This window comes from Enterobacter sp. V87_3 (assembly GCF_029967835.1).
Taxonomy (GTDB): Bacteria; Pseudomonadota; Gammaproteobacteria; order Enterobacterales; family Enterobacteriaceae; genus Enterobacter; species Enterobacter cancerogenus.
The window spans coordinates 178536-192952 of record NZ_JASCAM010000023.1 but is presented as its reverse complement, the minus strand read 5'-3'; the positions used below and the strand labels follow the sequence as shown (position 1 = coordinate 192952).

General features: G+C 47.6%; 17 protein-coding genes and 4 pseudogenes. 11 read left to right on the top strand and 10 right to left on the bottom strand.

Annotation, left to right across the window (positions count from 1 at the left end; translation table 11 throughout):
* Positions 1-75: 75 nt before the first annotated feature.
* The 3 genes and pseudogenes from QLG21_RS11955 to QLG21_RS11945 all read right to left on the bottom strand — a co-directional run bounded on the left by QLG21_RS11955 (position 76) and on the right by QLG21_RS11945 (position 1620).
* Complete coding sequence (locus QLG21_RS11955; protein WP_248052790.1) at positions 76-240, bottom strand: YdaE family protein; 165 nt, start codon at positions 238-240, stop codon at positions 76-78.
* A pseudogene (locus QLG21_RS11950) lies at positions 233-388 on the bottom strand (hypothetical protein); the annotation flags it as partial. The pseudogene QLG21_RS11950 and the gene QLG21_RS11955, both read right to left, overlap by 8 nt.
* A 761-nt stretch (positions 389-1149) precedes the next feature.
* Positions 1150-1620, bottom strand: coding sequence for a helix-turn-helix domain-containing protein (locus QLG21_RS11945; protein ID WP_282484486.1), 471 nt, complete (start codon positions 1618-1620; stop codon positions 1150-1152).
* A gap of 13 nt (positions 1621-1633) precedes the next feature.
* Here QLG21_RS11945 and QLG21_RS11940 point away from each other — a divergent pair, with 13 nt between their 5' ends.
* The 4 genes from QLG21_RS11940 to QLG21_RS11925 all read left to right on the top strand — a co-directional run bounded on the left by QLG21_RS11940 (position 1634) and on the right by QLG21_RS11925 (position 4091).
* Complete coding sequence (locus QLG21_RS11940; protein WP_282484485.1) at positions 1634-1852, top strand: YdaS family helix-turn-helix protein; 219 nt, start codon at positions 1634-1636, stop codon at positions 1850-1852.
* A gap of 2 nt (positions 1853-1854) precedes the next feature.
* The gene (locus tag QLG21_RS11935; protein WP_282484484.1) at positions 1855-2406 is read left to right on the top strand and encodes a toxin YdaT family protein; all 552 of its coding nucleotides are present in this window, start codon (positions 1855-1857) and stop codon (positions 2404-2406) included.
* An 84-nt stretch (positions 2407-2490) separates the two neighbouring features.
* Positions 2491-3408: a replication protein gene (locus QLG21_RS11930; RefSeq protein WP_282484483.1), complete on the top strand. Its 918-nt coding sequence runs from the start codon at positions 2491-2493 to the stop codon at positions 3406-3408.
* Positions 3405-4091, top strand: a complete 687-nt coding sequence (locus QLG21_RS11925; protein WP_282484482.1) for a replication protein P — start codon at positions 3405-3407, stop codon at positions 4089-4091. Before QLG21_RS11930 ends, QLG21_RS11925 begins: the two co-directional genes overlap by 4 nt.
* Positions 4092-4135: 44 nt before the next feature.
* Here QLG21_RS11925 and QLG21_RS11920 read toward each other — a convergent pair whose 3' ends face one another.
* Positions 4136-4909: a helix-turn-helix transcriptional regulator gene (locus QLG21_RS11920; RefSeq protein ID WP_282484481.1), complete on the bottom strand. Its 774-nt coding sequence runs from the start codon at positions 4907-4909 to the stop codon at positions 4136-4138.
* A gap of 119 nt (positions 4910-5028) precedes the next feature.
* On the opposite strand from QLG21_RS11920, the pseudogene QLG21_RS11915 reads away from it, so the two are divergent.
* The 7 genes and pseudogenes from QLG21_RS11915 to QLG21_RS11885 form a co-directional block, all read left to right on the top strand.
* Positions 5029-5292 (top strand): annotated as a pseudogene (locus tag QLG21_RS11915) (glutamine amidotransferase); the annotation flags it as partial.
* A pseudogene (locus QLG21_RS11910) lies at positions 5289-5843 on the top strand (terminase); the annotation flags it as partial. The pseudogenes QLG21_RS11915 and QLG21_RS11910, both read left to right, overlap by 4 nt.
* Position 5844: 1 nt before the next feature.
* Positions 5845-6087, top strand: a pseudogene (locus QLG21_RS22135) (hypothetical protein); the annotation flags it as partial.
* Positions 6088-6798: 711 nt separating this feature from the next.
* Positions 6799-7557 (top strand): hypothetical protein, encoded by a 759-nt coding sequence (locus QLG21_RS11900; RefSeq protein WP_282484479.1) that lies wholly within the window; start codon positions 6799-6801, stop codon positions 7555-7557.
* A gap of 154 nt (positions 7558-7711) precedes the next feature.
* Positions 7712-8269, top strand: a complete 558-nt coding sequence (locus QLG21_RS11895) for a recombinase family protein (RefSeq protein ID WP_282484544.1) — start codon at positions 7712-7714, stop codon at positions 8267-8269.
* A 172-nt stretch (positions 8270-8441) separates the two neighbouring features.
* Positions 8442-8861 (top strand): translesion error-prone DNA polymerase V autoproteolytic subunit, encoded by a 420-nt coding sequence (locus QLG21_RS11890; RefSeq protein WP_282484478.1) that lies wholly within the window; start codon positions 8442-8444, stop codon positions 8859-8861.
* 2 nt (positions 8862-8863) lie between these two features.
* A complete protein-coding gene (locus tag QLG21_RS11885) occupies positions 8864-10132 on the top strand; it encodes a Y-family DNA polymerase (protein WP_282484477.1) in 1269 nt (422 codons plus the stop codon).
* 154 nt (positions 10133-10286) lie between these two features.
* Here the strand turns inward: QLG21_RS11885 and QLG21_RS11880 are convergent, their stop codons facing one another.
* The 6 genes from QLG21_RS11880 to QLG21_RS11855 all read right to left on the bottom strand — a co-directional run bounded on the left by QLG21_RS11880 (position 10287) and on the right by QLG21_RS11855 (position 14120).
* Positions 10287-10739, bottom strand: a complete 453-nt coding sequence (locus tag QLG21_RS11880) for a PACE efflux transporter (RefSeq protein WP_142476071.1) — start codon at positions 10737-10739, stop codon at positions 10287-10289.
* A 125-nt stretch (positions 10740-10864) separates the two neighbouring features.
* On the bottom strand, positions 10865-11335 hold the full coding sequence (locus QLG21_RS11875; RefSeq protein WP_282484476.1) for a hypothetical protein: 471 nt from the start codon (positions 11333-11335) through the stop codon (positions 10865-10867).
* Positions 11336-11486: 151 nt separating this feature from the next.
* Positions 11487-12122 (bottom strand): DUF421 domain-containing protein, encoded by a 636-nt coding sequence (locus QLG21_RS11870; protein WP_282484475.1) that lies wholly within the window; start codon positions 12120-12122, stop codon positions 11487-11489.
* A 9-nt stretch (positions 12123-12131) separates the two neighbouring features.
* The gene (locus tag QLG21_RS11865; RefSeq protein ID WP_220710185.1) at positions 12132-12578 is read right to left on the bottom strand and encodes a DUF3290 domain-containing protein; all 447 of its coding nucleotides are present in this window, start codon (positions 12576-12578) and stop codon (positions 12132-12134) included.
* Between the two features lie 283 nt (positions 12579-12861).
* Complete coding sequence (locus tag QLG21_RS11860; protein WP_102890937.1) at positions 12862-13299, bottom strand: VOC family protein; 438 nt, start codon at positions 13297-13299, stop codon at positions 12862-12864.
* Between the two features lie 56 nt (positions 13300-13355).
* Positions 13356-14120, bottom strand: coding sequence for an SOS response-associated peptidase (locus QLG21_RS11855; RefSeq protein WP_282484474.1), 765 nt, complete (start codon positions 14118-14120; stop codon positions 13356-13358).
* Positions 14121-14417 lie beyond the last annotated feature (297 nt).

The following is a 14417-nucleotide window of genomic DNA, read 5'->3' as shown; positions in this document are numbered from 1 at the left end:
GTTTTTTAAGTAGTTTTCCGGTGTAACTTTGGTCGGGAGCACCGGACGTACGGGCCGCCTTGCGCGGCTTTTACGTTATGCCTCGTGTGCCATCTGGTCGTACGAAGCACAACGTTCAGAGCAGTATTCTTTTTCTTTGCGCGCCAGCTGTGAGCCGTTGCGATAGAGAAGGGTACTTTTGACTACTTCCCCCGGTTTAACCGGTTTACTGCAGTACCCGCATTTCGTTGAGTTACACATCTGGATTCCCCTTTTGCGCCAGCAGGTAGCACAGGCGGCGAATAATCACCTCGAAGAAGTTCAGCTTTACGGCCTGCTGCCGTCCTGGTTTGCGTGCGAAATCAATCATCCTCACCCTCGTTTGCCTTATCGCCGGCCAGCGGAACGTTTACACCTGATGCGCGTTAATCTCTCCACCTCATCCGACTGTTCGTATGCCGTCGGCGGCTACTTCGTGGGCTCCATGCCTAGATGGTTCGTGGTGCGTCTTGGTGATATTAGTAAATCACTACTTTACAGTTAGGTCAAGTATAAGAAGACTATAAAGTACATCATTGCTTTACCTTGGTTATTTGGAGTATGAAATTGCGTGATGGAAGACAAAAAAATCCCGACGTAAAGGACGGGATTGGAGGGTTCGTGGTAGGAGTTGGGGGGAGGGTATAACAAACCCGGCGCGGGGGCCGAGCCATGAGATAAGGGTCAGGACTCTAATATTAATTTGTTGGCAAACTCAATAGTATCTTAATGATTTGATGCAGGAATATGGTTTATCTTATTGGTGTCCACATCAATTTTTTGTCAGCTACTTAAATAGCTCCGCGCGTACAGAACGGATTCACTCTCCATGTACCTCTCATACAGCTTTTTTAGGCGAATCTCGTAACAGGGGAAGTTGCGAAGAACTCAAAAAACTAACTATTTCGCTTCACAACAGAACCGTTACTGTAACCATTACGAATGCTATAAATAGCACTGCCATAACGATGATCGCAAAAGTTGTTGAGTCCTTAAAGTAAGTCTTTTCTTGGCCATTTACGGGACCAATCAGTACGATCCAGATGAAAAGGAAGATGAAGCAAAGAACGGCGATAGTAATTAAAAACAGGCTAGTTTTCAATCGTGTCCCTCGTTGTTTGCACCAGATTCTTACTCCTCAGTGTCGCCCTTAATTCGTCTACTCATGTATTTTTCATATAATTCATCAAGCTCCTTCAGGCGTAGCGCGAAGATGCGAATCATGTTTTGCTGCTCTTCTTCCGGCAGTTGGCGATAAAGCTCCAGCAGGCGCTGTTCGTCAGGCTTGAGTCCGTCTTTCTCTCCGACATCCTCACCTAATAACCATGGCACTGATACGCCAGCAGCGTCAGCAACAGCCAATGCTGACTCTTTGCTGATTTTACCCGTTCTGAACCACCCGGTTACCGCCTGCTTACTGACATTAGCAACCTTGGCCATCTCTGTTTTTGAGAAACCTTTACCGTTCAGTTCAGTCAGCCTAGAAATAAGGCTCTGGTTAGGATCTTTTTTATTCATGCATGGATTGTAAACAATTGCTTTACCGGTAGATAGACAGTCATTCATTGACTCTATGGTAAATTGGTGCTTTACTTTGCTCACTCAAGGAGGTCCTATGACTGGTATTGAAAATGCAATTCTCCGAACAGGTTCCGCCAGCGCGCTTGGTACTTTGATCGGTGTTTCAAAAATGGCTGTTTCACTTTGGCGCCGCAAAGGCATTCCCGCCAAGCGAGTGTTTCCAGTATTTGAGGCTACAGGTGTAACACCCCATGAACTGCGCCCAGATCTCTACCCAAACCCAACTGATGGTTTACCCAAACAGGAGCCTTAACAATGCAAACTGTTTCATTTCAACAGAGTAGCAGAGCTTCTTCTAATCGACTGATATTCCCGTGTCATCAAAGCGAATCGGCAGCGCAGGGTATTGATCATCGAAATATTTGTTCTGCAGTCCGGGCGTGGGCGGCAGCAGAAGGGCGCGTAGCTGTAGCAATTCAAATCCAGGAAGCGGCGGAAGAACTTCAACTTGATGGCGTAGATTTTTCAGGCCAGGCCGATGTGTGGAACGTGAAGCTGTTCCGCTGGCTCGACAACAAAGAAGACTCCGCATCGTACCGAAAGAACGTCGAACAGCTGGTCCCCGCAATCATGTCTGTATTACCGATTCGATATCGCGACCGCGTCGTAAAGAACGACTCATTTGCGTATCACATGGCCAGATTAGAAAAAGAAGTCAGTGAGGCGAAGCAAGCCCTGATGCTCGATGCACCGAAGAAGGAAAAACTGAAGGAGTTAGGAGAGGGGATTTTCGAAATGTTCAGAGTCGACCCTGACCTAACGGCGCCTTTACTGGCGATGGTCACAACCATGCTGGGGGCAATGTGAAGACTTCAGAAATGGCGAAAGCCGGTCTGCGCTAACAGAACCGACTTTCAGGTGCAAAAACGGAGTGTAATTGCGGAGCTAAGTATGTCAAACACAGCTGAAATTATCAATTTCCCCCACAGAACCGAACAACCGGGAGGTCGTATGGCCGACCTGTCGAACGGGTATACCAAGGTCGCAAACGAGATCCAACAGCTCAAACCGCGCCTGAGAATGTCAGGCCGGGAGTGGCAGTGTTTTGAGGCGGTGATCTGGCTTACCTACGGCTGGAACAAGAAACAGGACCGCGTTACGAACACGGTGATCGCCGAGCTTACTGGGCTGAGTGATTCCCACGTTTCTGATGCGCTCAAATCACTCGCAGAACGCAAAATTATCTTCAGTCAGAAGCAGGGCGTGATGAAAACGGTCGGTATAAATACTGACCTTTCCGCCTGGATTTTAGACAAGCCGAAAACGGGAAAAACCTTCCCGAAATCGGGAAAAGTGTTACCGAAAACGGGAAAAACCTTCCCGGAAACGGTAGACACCCAAGACTATAACAAGAACAATATTAAAATATCCTCGTCTCGGAATTCTGACGAATCCCGAAACCAGAAAACTCAAAAGTTTCTCTCACGCCATCCTGAAGCTGCAGACGGGATATACACACCCGCAGGTAAATCATGGGGATCCGCTGACGACCTCAAGGCGGCTCGCTGGATTTACGACAGGCTCCTCACCGTCAATGCATCGCTATCCGAACCAAACTGGGCTGTATGGGCAAACACCATCAGGCTGATGCGTGTCCAGGACAAGCGCACTCACTACGAAATTTGTGATTTGTTCCAGTGGGCCAACCGGGACGAGTTCTGGAAAGACAACATCCTGAGCCCCTCGAGTCTGCGCAAACAGTGGGATCAGCTCACTACAAAGCGGCTGCGTGCAACCGGAACGGCAAAACCTTCCCGGGGCAGCATCGACCTGCATAACACCGACTGGATTGATGGGGTGCTGGAATGAAAAACCTAGCCGAGAGCATTCGCAATTTTGACCGGGAACAGGCTCGCCGCGTGGCGCACAACATGCCAGAGCAGTACACCGAGCGCGAACAAACGCATCAGGTGGCGCAGATTATCAACGGCCTGTTTGTACAGCTGGCGGCCGCGTTTCCTGCAAGCCTGGTTAATCGCAGTCAGGAAGACGTGAACGAGATCCGCCGGCAGTGGGTGCTGGCCTTCAAAGAAAACGGGATTACCACACTGGAGCAGGTTGAATCCGGTATGCGCATGGTACGGCGCCAGGATCGCCCGTTCCTGCCTTCGCCAGGCCAGTTCATCAAGTGGTGCAGGGAAGGGCGCTGCGTGCTGGGGATCACCACTGCTGACGTCATGGCTGAGTACTGGAAGTGGCGCAAGCTGGTGTTCCGGTACCCGAGCAGCGAGCAGTATCCGTGGCCGAAGTCGGTTTATTACCACATCTGTCTGGAGCTGCGTCGCCGAGGAACTGATGGGCAACTTAGTCAGAAAGAACTCGAGCATGAAGCTGGCGATATTCTCGATATGTGGGAAAAACGGGTGCTGGCCGGGAAGCCGATTCCGCCTGTTCGTCGTGCGTTGGCAGCTCCAGTGGCTCCGAAGGGCCCAACGCCTGCGGAACTGCTCAAAGCGAAGTATGAGCGGATGAAAGCCGATGGGGGTACGTAGGGATTAAATCGTCCGCTTTGAGCGAGGTGCGGACATTGAAAAGATTAAGGCAAAAAATCGCGCGGTGTTGAGCCCAGAATGAACCGAAAAGCGGCTGTAAATGTTGCGGGGCATGAGAAACCCAGCTGGTAAGCAACCTGTTTGATTGGGATACCATTCGCGAGAAGATCTAACGAAGCACAAATTCTGGCTCTCTGCTTCCACGTTCTATAACTGAAGCCAGTATCCTTAATGAACAATCGAGAAAATGTACGTTCAGACATGGCTGCTATAAAAGCAAGCTCGCTCAACGATGCTTCCCAGCGCTGATTAACCAGCAACTCTCTGGCCGCACTGAATAACCGCTCATCATGCGGCATTGGAAGCTCCGTAGTTAAAGGTGGAGCCTCGCTGAGGATTTCCAGAAGCAACAGAGCCATTTTCCGTTGACTCGGTCTGTGGTAATCCTCATTGAAAAGCCCTGCTATCAGCTCTTTCACCAATGCCGTAGCAGTAATGACATGCACCTGGTTACTCTTCGTAAAGTTTGTACATTCAGCGATAAGGCTGCTACTGAAATAAACAGCCCGTAGGTCTGTTTGTGAAAGCAGGTTGTAACTATGGATGTGAAGAGGCGGTAGCCATAATGCACGCTGAGGAGGGATAACCCAGCGGTCACCCTCTGTTTCAACCAGCATCACCCCTCTGGATGCAAATAGTAACTGCCCCTCAAGATGATGATGGGGAGGGTCTGCCTCTCCACGTTGATAGCTTATCGCTGTGCTTGACCAGCCTGTTTCTTCATCATGTCTTGGCGCTTTATCTATACTACCTGGCATTTCAGATTTAGCTCCTGCAATTATCATATCGAAGTTGGAACCACCCGGAGTATAGCCCTACTGGATGGGTGAGCTATTCCTAATTCTGATTTTCATAGTTATTACAGGAGCATATCCTAATGCGAGTACACTTTATCGTACATGAAAGTTTTGAAGCACCAGGGGCTTATGAGACCTGGGCAACAAATCGAGGTCATGATGTGACTTACTCACGCGTGTATGCAGGCGATGAACTGCCAACAGACACCGAAGACATCGATTTCCTGATCGTTATGGGCGGTCCGCAAGATCCCGTCACTACTCTGGAAGAGTGCCCGCACTTTAATTCCAAAGGTGAACAGGCGTTGATTGCTTCTGCGGTTCAAACAGGTAAAGCCGTGATCCGCTGTTCATCGGTATGGACTTCAACGTGGGGAAAATGGCCGCAATAGTTCACGTAAAGAAGAACGGGTTACCTCGTGCGGTTCGTGAGTTAGTGAAAGTCTACGACACGCCGGCGATGATTAAGCGCATTCAGGAAGAGTTCTGGCGCTATGAGGATGGACGTTATGTGAAGAGCCGGGAGATTTACATCTATCCGGATGCCTCTGGCGACTCCCGCAAATCGCAGAACGCCAGCAAGACCGATATTGCTCAGCTCAACGATGCCGGATTCAGCGTCATCGTTGATGATGCCAACCCTCCTGTTAAGGACCGCATCAACTCGATGAACGCCATGTTCTGCAACGCCAACGGCGAGCGCCGCTATTTGGTTAACGTGCAAAACTGCCCGGTTTATACCGAGAGCCTCGAGCAGCAAATCTGGGCGGCCAATGGCGAACCGGACAAATCAGCTGATAACGATCACCCAAATGATGCTGGTGGGTACTTCATCGTGAAGGATTACCCGATCGTGAAACCAGCATACTCAATCACCATGGACACCACTTTCTGATATGGCAAACGACGACATCACCTGGGTTCGACCAGAACACCGGGCGGCTTCTGCTGCCTGGAGGAAATGCAGGGACTTCTGCAAAGGAGCTGAGGCCGTAAAAGCGGCGGGTAATAAGTATCTGCCTTATCTCGACCCAACCGATAAATCCACACGCAATCGCAAGCGCAATGAGGACTATCTGAGCCGTGCGGTGTTCTATGCCATTGCCGGCAATACGAAGATCGGCATGCTTGGGATGGCCGCGCTTGATGGTTACACGTTTCGCTATAAGGATGCAGATTCAAAGAGATTAACCGCTGGCGCGCTTGCGCAAGATCTCGATTTAGTAATTCCCGACCTGGTTATTCATGATGAAGCTACAGATTATCTGGTTGCCGATTATATGGGACTGATCGGCTACCTGATTGCTGCTGTGAAAGGGTTGAAACTGCAAATCGACGAGATTATGCCCACTGATTCAGTTTTAAATCGTGAACAACAGAGACAGCAAGATGATAACGAAGGTTAGGTAACTACCGGGCCGCGTAGGTTGGCCAGTTCTTTTCGATGACCTTTAACCGTTCAGCCAGCTCCTTTATCGCCTCCACATACAGCGCGCTCATTGCGCTATAGTCCAAGGTTTTGAGAACGTTAATTTCTTCTCCTGCAGGTGTTGTGCCGGTGCCATGCCCTTCACGCCTTTGAATGGCATCATTTCGCCTTTTTACAGGAATCAGAATGATGATTCCTGGCTGTATCCATGTGTCAAAAAAATGACCAGAACACGGCGATGCAGCGTAATGCGCTGGAAAGTGCAGGATGTGAGCCGTAATGCAGATGCAGTGTTACGTGCGGCGTTTTTATTTGCGCAGTAGAAAATGGCATTAAGTTTTGTTAATTTTAGCTAATAATTAATTGCACCAAAGTGCGAAAAAAAACACTGTATTACAATTAACTAAGGGCAAAGAGACAAATGGAAAACACTAATGAACCAAAGACATTGTTTGTTTCGCTCCGTGAACCTTTGTCAGGTGATTGGGATAAAGACAAACTTATTATCGCACGAGTTGCAGGTCAGGCTACGCCGGCAGATGAATACTACAATCATGCCGCCTCTATTCAGGCGTTATTTGAGATGCTCACCTATGGCACGCGATCGCAACCAGAATACCCGCAGAGGATAGGGCTGCTGAGAGATGTCCATGATGAGCTTTATCCTATCGCTCATTTCGCGAAGCTTTACTTCAAATCCCCGAGCAATGTTGTCATCCAGTGGGTCGAAGGTAATCAGCACCACGATGCCATAGTTAAGTACATAGGCGATGGGTCAAATCAGTCGGATATACATTACCTCGAGGTTACTACCCTTCAGGGTAAAGAAGATGCTGACGAGCTAAGCGAACTGTCGAAATCCCCAAACGGCATTGTACAGTTCAGGGACTCGGACCAAGAAAAACATGATAGAAAGATTGAGCAACTGAGAGCAGTCCTTGAGAAAAAAAGGAAAATCAGGTACCCGGAAAAAACCGCTCTACTTGTTTACACGGACGAGATGAGATTTCGTGAGTTTTATTTTGGAGTTTCACCACTTCAGATCGATAGAAAAGCAGATTTCGAAGCGGTGCTTCGTGATTTTGCGCCATCGGTTACAAACTTTTCTCATATTTTCATTTTCAGCAAAAAAGAAATCTACTGCACATGGACTCCAGATTCGAAATTATATAATTGCTGACACAACGTTGGACACGTATCTCCTTCTGCAGCAGTAGCGTGCACCGGTAAAAAAACTCATCATGGTTATCCTCAATGAACGTTTTATAGATTGCCTGGCGGTGGCCATGCCGATAACTTCACATGATTTTTGCAGAAATTATTGGGTGAAAAAGATGCAAATTGGCTACGTCAGGGTGTCAACAAATGACCAAAATACAGACCTTCAGCGGCAGACACTCGAACGCTCAGGATGTGAACAGATTTTCGAAGAAAAAACGAGCGGAACTGTGGCGAATCGACCGGCGCTTAAAAAGCTTCTGAGAACGTTGAACGAGGGCGATACGCTTGTGGTCTGGAAGCTGGATCGTCTTGGTCGTAGCATGCGTAATTTGGTGCTGCTGGTGGATGAACTCCGTCAGCGTGGCATCCACTTCAAGAGCCTCACGGACAGTATTGATACATCCAGCCCAATGGGGCGTTTTATATTTCACATCATGTCAGCACTGGCGGAAATGGAAAGAGAGTTAATCGTTGAGCGCACACGGGCAGGATTAGCTGCCGCGCGCGAAAAAGGGCGAATAGGCGGAAGGCGTCCGAAGCTTACCCCGGAGCAGTGGGACCAGGCGGGCCGATTGATTGCGAACGGTCTGGACAGGAAGCAGGTAGCGATAATTTATGACGTTGCCGTATGCACGCTTTATAAAAAATTTCCCGCTTCAAAGTCGGCTTAATTTTGCTCACATAGAATTGCGGCCCTAAAATTTACAAAACTGATAATTCGAAGCGACGTAGAAACTTAGAAACGAAACGGCGAAGCTTTAATCAGCTATGACAGACCCTCTGTCTTGCGTGCATACCCAAATGAAACTACTGTATATAAAAACAGTATTTGAGGTGTGCATTATGGAATTTATCAGGCCTGCAGAACTGCGAGAAATTATTACTCTCCCGCTATTCAGTGACATAGTACAGTGTGGTTTCCCAAGCCCCGCAGCGGATTACGTTGAACAGCGCATCGATCTCAATGAGTTACTTGTAGCTCACCCGAGCTCAACATACTTCGTCAAAGCGGCGGGTGATTCGATGATCGAAGCCGGGATCAGCGACGGTGATCTGCTGGTGGTGGATAGCTCGCGCACGGCTGAGCACGGTGACATTGTCATCGCCGCGGTTGAAGGGGAATTCACTGTTAAGCGTTTGCAATTGCGTCCCACTGTTCAACTCATCCCAATGAATAGCGCCTATAACCCTATCATTGTAGGCAGCGAAGATACGCTGGACGTTTTTGGCGTTGTTAATTTCATTGTGAAATCCGCGAGCTGAGGATGTTTGCACTCTGTGATGTGAATTCTTTCTACGCATCATGCGAGACGGTGTTTAGACCTGACCTAAGGGGGCGGCCAGTGGTCGTTCTCTCAAATAATGATGGCTGTGTAATCGCACGCAGCGCAGAAGCAAAAGCGGTCGGAATCACCATGGGGGAGCCATTCTTCAAGCAAAAGGAGCTTTTCCGGCGCGCTGGCGTTGTTTGCTTCAGCAGCAACTATGAGCTGTATGCTGATATGTCGAACCGGGTAATGTCGACGCTTGAGGAAATGAGCCCTCGCGTCGAAATTTACAGCATCGACGAAGCTTTTTGCGACCTGACAGGTGTTCGTAACTGCCGGGACCTGACAGAGTTCGGTAAAGAAATTCGCTCTACCGTTCTGAAGCGTACACACCTGACAGTCGGGGTTGGTATAGCCCAGACAAAGACACTGGCTAAGCTGGCAAATCATGCCGCCAAAAAATGGCAGCGACAGACTGGCGGGGTGGTTGATTTGTCCAACATCGACCGTCAGCGGCGGTTGTTGGCTATTGTGCCAGTGGAGGATGTATGGGGCGTAGGCAGGCGCATCAGTAAGAGGCTGAATGCCATGGGCATTAAAACGGCTCTGGACCTCTCAGAACAAAGCACCTGGATTATCCGTAAGCACTTCAACGTAGTACTCGAGCGAACGGTCCGTGAGTTACGTGGAGAACCCTGTTTAGAGCTCGAAGAGTTCGCGCCGACTAAGCAGGAAATCGTCTGCAGTCGGTCATTCGGCGAACGAGTTACTGAGTATGAACAGATGCGCCAGGCTATCTGCAGCTATGCGGCCCGTGGTGCTGAAAAGCTACGCGGCGAGCATCAGTATTGCCGTTTTATCTCGGCATTCGTTAAGACCTCTCCCTTTGCGCTTAGCGAGCCCTATTACGGAAATAGTGCGTCAATGAAGCTTCTTACCCCTACACAGGATTCCCGCGACATCATCAACGCCGCAGTAAACTGCCTGGGCAAAATCTGGAAGGATGGTCACCGGTACCAGAAAGCCGGAATTATGCTGAGTGACTTCTTCAGCCAGGGTGTGGTTCAGCTTAATCTTTTCGACGAGAATGCGCCGCGGGTCGGAAGTGAAAGGCTGATGGAGGTGCTCGATCACCTGAACGCAAAAGACGGAAAAGGAACGCTCTACTTTGCCGGGCAGGGCATTCAGCAGCAGTGGCAGATGAAGCGTGACATGCTCTCGCCGCGGTACACGACACGATTTTCTGACCTGCTAAAGGTACGATGATTCTCCTGATGTCTCAGTCCGCTTTGTGCAGAAGCGGGCATAGCCCTTGTGACACGCGTACCATCTTAATTTCAAGTTAGCTGCTTGAAAAACAGGCAGTGTAATTTCTGCTGGCCCACTGCCGTTAATGCGACAAAACCACAAACCTTATGCCTTACTCCACAGTCTCTTCCATCCTCCTCTGGCCATAAAATGTCCAGCGAAGCCAATCATAGAGCCAGTTATAGGCCAGTGTGTAGGGCAGGAAAAATAGCACCAGCCCGATTTCAACAAAGAAGGCATCGATAAGCGGCAGGTTGAGCAGAAGCATAGCCACCGGCGTCAGAGTGACAATCAGCCCAATCTCAAAGGCAACGGCATGCAACACCCGAAATAATAAACTGCGTTCAAACGCGTAGCGTCGTTGCAGCCCGTCGAAAATTTTATTGAAGATGAAGTTCCAGACCGTTGCCGTCAGGGCTGAAATCAGCGACAGCATGCCGGACTGGAGCAGGGATACCTGTAAAACGTAAGCGAGAAACAGGGCAATAATGATATTGGCGAGCAGTTCGAAAAGAACGGCATGAAAGATTCGCTCACAGGTACTTTTGTTTAACTCAACTTTCATAAAGCTTAATTCAGCTCCTGCTGGCACTGCTTAACCATTGCCATTAGCAGCGATTCGGTCTGCTTATCGTCTTTGCCGTAGAACATATCGATGTCGCTCTGCTTGTTAAAAGCGCTGATATCGAGTCAGGCCACAACCTCGCCATCCTGATTCAGCAGATTAAACCGCCTGCTACCACCGGGCAGCGGATCGTCCTCTTCCAGCCGCAGCTGCTTAGCTGTCGCCTGCGTATCCAGACACTGCCAGGTTCTTTCAACGCTCGCCGATACTAAAGTTTCTTTGAGCTTCGGGGAGAAGCCCACTCTGCCCATATCGGCACATCCGGTCAGTAACCCCAGCCCGATGGCGATCGTCCATTTCCATTCTTTAAACATTTTATCGTCCCGTTTTGTGATGTTCAGCGGCATTAATAATAACAGCACTGCGGCAACCTCACATAAACGACCGTAAATCAGCCCGTCTGGTAAAATTGATTTTTCAGCATCCAGCCGGGTGTCGCTGGATATACAGATTTTAGGCGTACTGAAAGCAAATAGCTTTAGAGAGGGATGTGAATAGTGCGAAACGGTAAGATGATCGATGCGCAACCGTTTCAAAAAGAGCTAACATCCGCTTCTCGCACAAAGCAGACGTTTAACGGAGTTAGCTTGTCCGCTGCGTGCCAAGAGCGAACATTAATGTCAATGTTGTCAGGTAGAGGCACACCAGAAATGGCTGCCTCCTGATAAATTGGCGTTATTTTGGACGTTATTTTTCATATCCGTATAAATTAATCCTACCCGACAAGTACTCGCCTAAGTATACTTCACTGATTTTACTGAAGCCTTTCTTTGTAACTTCATTTTCTAACCAATCATTGTCTTTGTTGAGGATTTCTAACAGATCATGGTTAGCCAAACCGTCCACTATAATGGGGTAACGTATATTTTCATCGCCACTTTGTATGATGGTTAATTGCCCATTCTGTTCGAGAACGACGCGTTTTAGTTGTTCTATCTCATAAATCCCATTTGCCCTTAATTTGAACATTAGGTCATTTGCAGAAACACCGTTCCGTAAACACTCCTTAACATTAACACTGCCATTATGTACTAAGGTAATCGGTTTTCCATCAATTATTCTTTTAATTAATCGATTGTTTTCTTTCAAGAATTTAAGAGCGAAGACTAAAAGAGTCCATATGATTAGGACCAGAATAAATTGAAGTACTGTTATAGAATCGTTGTAGATTACGCCTCCTATAATTCCTCCAAGCACGTAGTTTTGAACTTGGTCCATTGCAGAGGAGGGGGCCAGATTTCCTTTCCCCATAAGATTTATTTGAACAATTAAGCACAGTATCCCCAAGCCCAACTTAATAATGATAGGTAAATAAATTATCATTTCCTCACCTCAGTTTTTTATTATTTCTATCTCTGGGTTTACCAACGAAACCGCTACTAAATTGTATGTTTTTTGATCTGAGCTCAAATTAACACGATAAAAAACATCACTAATTTTAACGATAATGCCATCAGAGAGTTGTAAAGAACTGGAAAATATATCATTTACACTTACATCTTTTTTTTGTGATAGGAGTCTAATAAAATTAACCAGTTGTGAGGATTGGGAATGTATATTTTGACTATCAGTATAATCAGCATACTGAACTCCAGAAATAAAGAGCAAAAACAAGAAAGCTATGATTGTTAAGTCACGATATTTAGTTTGCAGGCGATGACGCATATACAGGCTAAAAGCAACGATCAAGATAAATAAAGTGCTAAATATAACTATATATTTTAAATAGTCATTGATATTAGACTGCATTTGTAGATAATCTATACTATAAAATTTCATAAATGTTAATCCCTAACTCTCAAAATCACATTTCTATTATAATATAACAATGCCATTGTTCGTTATTGTGTTACTTAGCAGCTAATTATTAGCTATCAGCTGAAATTTTTCATTATCCTAAGCCAACTATAATGACTTGCTTGTTATTACTCAAGTCATATCAATGTTAGTAACATTCAGAACTTCTGTTCTTCGCTAGTGTCGGGCATTAATCATTCTTACATACAGGTTACTCAGTACCGGAAAAAGCTTTCAGAGTATTGATAATCTTATAAAAGGCTGATTAGTCGGAAGTAAGAACTCGGCTTACTTCGAGCCCAACTTGTTGTCCATAAGAAAGCTCCAAAGTATTACCATCAGGGTCAGCGAAGAAAACGTAATAACCGACAGGTTGTCCGGCATCTTCAGGCTCTTTTCGTAACACGCCCTCAGCTCGAGCCATACCTGTTTTCCTGTCAATTTCTTCTCGGTCGGCACAGGCAACACCCAGATGACCGAAGTGACCCAACGGGGTGTCAGTCACTTTGTCCGCCTGAACTAAAACCAGCGCAAATGGGCGAGAGTGATCACTCAGCCATGCCACTTTACGTGCATCAGGAACATCAGGTTCGCGCCTGTGGACAACAGACATACCGGCATAGCGCTCATAAAACGCAATACTTTTATCTAATTCTCTTACGACAAAAGCGACGTGCGTAAAACCAACATCTATCTCTTTCATATTTATAATTTACCTATCCAGAGCCAATAGCTTTACTCTAAAACCTTAAGTACACTTCAGGTCAAGATATTAAACTGTCTCTCATCTAACAATTTTTTAATGTACGCTTCTCGCTCATAACTGACGGGATTGCTCTCAATGAGTGTTTCAGCAAGCCCCCCCTTAATTAACTCTGGCCCCTGATTTTTGACATTACCGACGGCTCGCGTTACCGCGTGCCAGATAAACTTGTCGGCGGGCACTGTACCGTCGGCAATTATCTCCTCAGCTTCTTTCCCGCCTACATCCTGACGCATCCATTCGCGCGCAGCTTCAGGTGACAGAACCAGCGGCCGGCGGTCGTGAATATCGACCAGGCCTTTGTCAGCTGCAGACGTCACTATCAGAAATCCTTCCGCTTCATCGCCGCGCTCAAATGGTGTGCTGCCGATCGCTGCCATAAATATTGGCTGGCCGTCGGCGCGATGAATGAAGTAGGGCTGTTTCTTGTCGCCTTCTTTCTTCCATTCGAACCATCCATCCGCAAAGCAGATCGCCCGGCCATGCTGCCAGAGAGGTTTGAACATTCTGCTAGTGGCCGCCGTCTCGACGCGCGCGTTAATCAGTGGCGGCTTACCCCACCACCCGGGCGCGTAACCCCAGAAAACTGGATCAAGGTGCAGTTTCTCGTCGCGTTCGCTCAGCAGCAGGACTTTGGTTCCTGGCGCCACGTTGTACCGGCCAATAGGTTCCGGGTCATAGGCAATGTCACGATCGGCTTCGTCGGCCAGGTAAGCCAGATATTCTTCACGGGTTTGTGCTTGTGCAAAACGCCCACACATAGAAACCTCCAGCCAGATGTCAGACTTAAAGTATAGGGCAGGGAGAAGAAGGGGGCGCACTGGCTAAAGTTAGGGGCAAATTTAGGGGCAAAAATGCGAAATAGGGGCAAAAAAAGGGCACAAAAAATGTAGTTCTGGGTAGCTTTAGGGAGAAGTTATTATGCTATAACTAATTGAATTAAATGATAAAACAAATGATATCAATGGGTTGGCAAAATCAGCGTAGCTTATTCAGGTTGTACTGATCTTTCTTTGTATTCGCTTGATTATCTTGCATTTATTACTACCTTTGGAGCC

Excerpts from the sequence above, each read along its gene's own strand:
- QLG21_RS11955 (WP_248052790.1), bottom strand. The coding sequence starts at position 240 with ATGTGTAACTCAACGAAATGCGGGTACTGCAGTAAACCGGTTAAACCG.
- QLG21_RS11940 (WP_282484485.1), top strand. The coding sequence starts at position 1,634 with ATGACTGGTATTGAAAATGCAATTCTCCGAACAGGTTCCGCCAGCGCG.
- QLG21_RS11935 (WP_282484484.1), top strand. The coding sequence starts at position 1,855 with ATGCAAACTGTTTCATTTCAACAGAGTAGCAGAGCTTCTTCTAATCGA.
- QLG21_RS11930 (WP_282484483.1), top strand. The coding sequence starts at position 2,491 with ATGTCAAACACAGCTGAAATTATCAATTTCCCCCACAGAACCGAACAA.
- QLG21_RS11925 (WP_282484482.1), top strand. The coding sequence starts at position 3,405 with ATGAAAAACCTAGCCGAGAGCATTCGCAATTTTGACCGGGAACAGGCT.
- QLG21_RS11920 (WP_282484481.1), bottom strand. The coding sequence starts at position 4,909 with ATGCCAGGTAGTATAGATAAAGCGCCAAGACATGATGAAGAAACAGGC.
- QLG21_RS11900 (WP_282484479.1), top strand. The coding sequence starts at position 6,799 with ATGGAAAACACTAATGAACCAAAGACATTGTTTGTTTCGCTCCGTGAA.
- QLG21_RS11895 (WP_282484544.1), top strand. The coding sequence starts at position 7,712 with ATGCAAATTGGCTACGTCAGGGTGTCAACAAATGACCAAAATACAGAC.
- QLG21_RS11890 (WP_282484478.1), top strand. The coding sequence starts at position 8,442 with ATGGAATTTATCAGGCCTGCAGAACTGCGAGAAATTATTACTCTCCCG.
- QLG21_RS11885 (WP_282484477.1), top strand. The coding sequence starts at position 8,864 with ATGTTTGCACTCTGTGATGTGAATTCTTTCTACGCATCATGCGAGACG.
- QLG21_RS11880 (WP_142476071.1), bottom strand. The coding sequence starts at position 10,739 with ATGAAAGTTGAGTTAAACAAAAGTACCTGTGAGCGAATCTTTCATGCC.
- QLG21_RS11870 (WP_282484475.1), bottom strand. The coding sequence starts at position 12,122 with ATGATAATTTATTTACCTATCATTATTAAGTTGGGCTTGGGGATACTG.
- QLG21_RS11865 (WP_220710185.1), bottom strand. The coding sequence starts at position 12,578 with ATGAAATTTTATAGTATAGATTATCTACAAATGCAGTCTAATATCAAT.
- QLG21_RS11860 (WP_102890937.1), bottom strand. The coding sequence starts at position 13,299 with ATGAAAGAGATAGATGTTGGTTTTACGCACGTCGCTTTTGTCGTAAGA.
- QLG21_RS11855 (WP_282484474.1), bottom strand. The coding sequence starts at position 14,120 with ATGTGTGGGCGTTTTGCACAAGCACAAACCCGTGAAGAATATCTGGCT.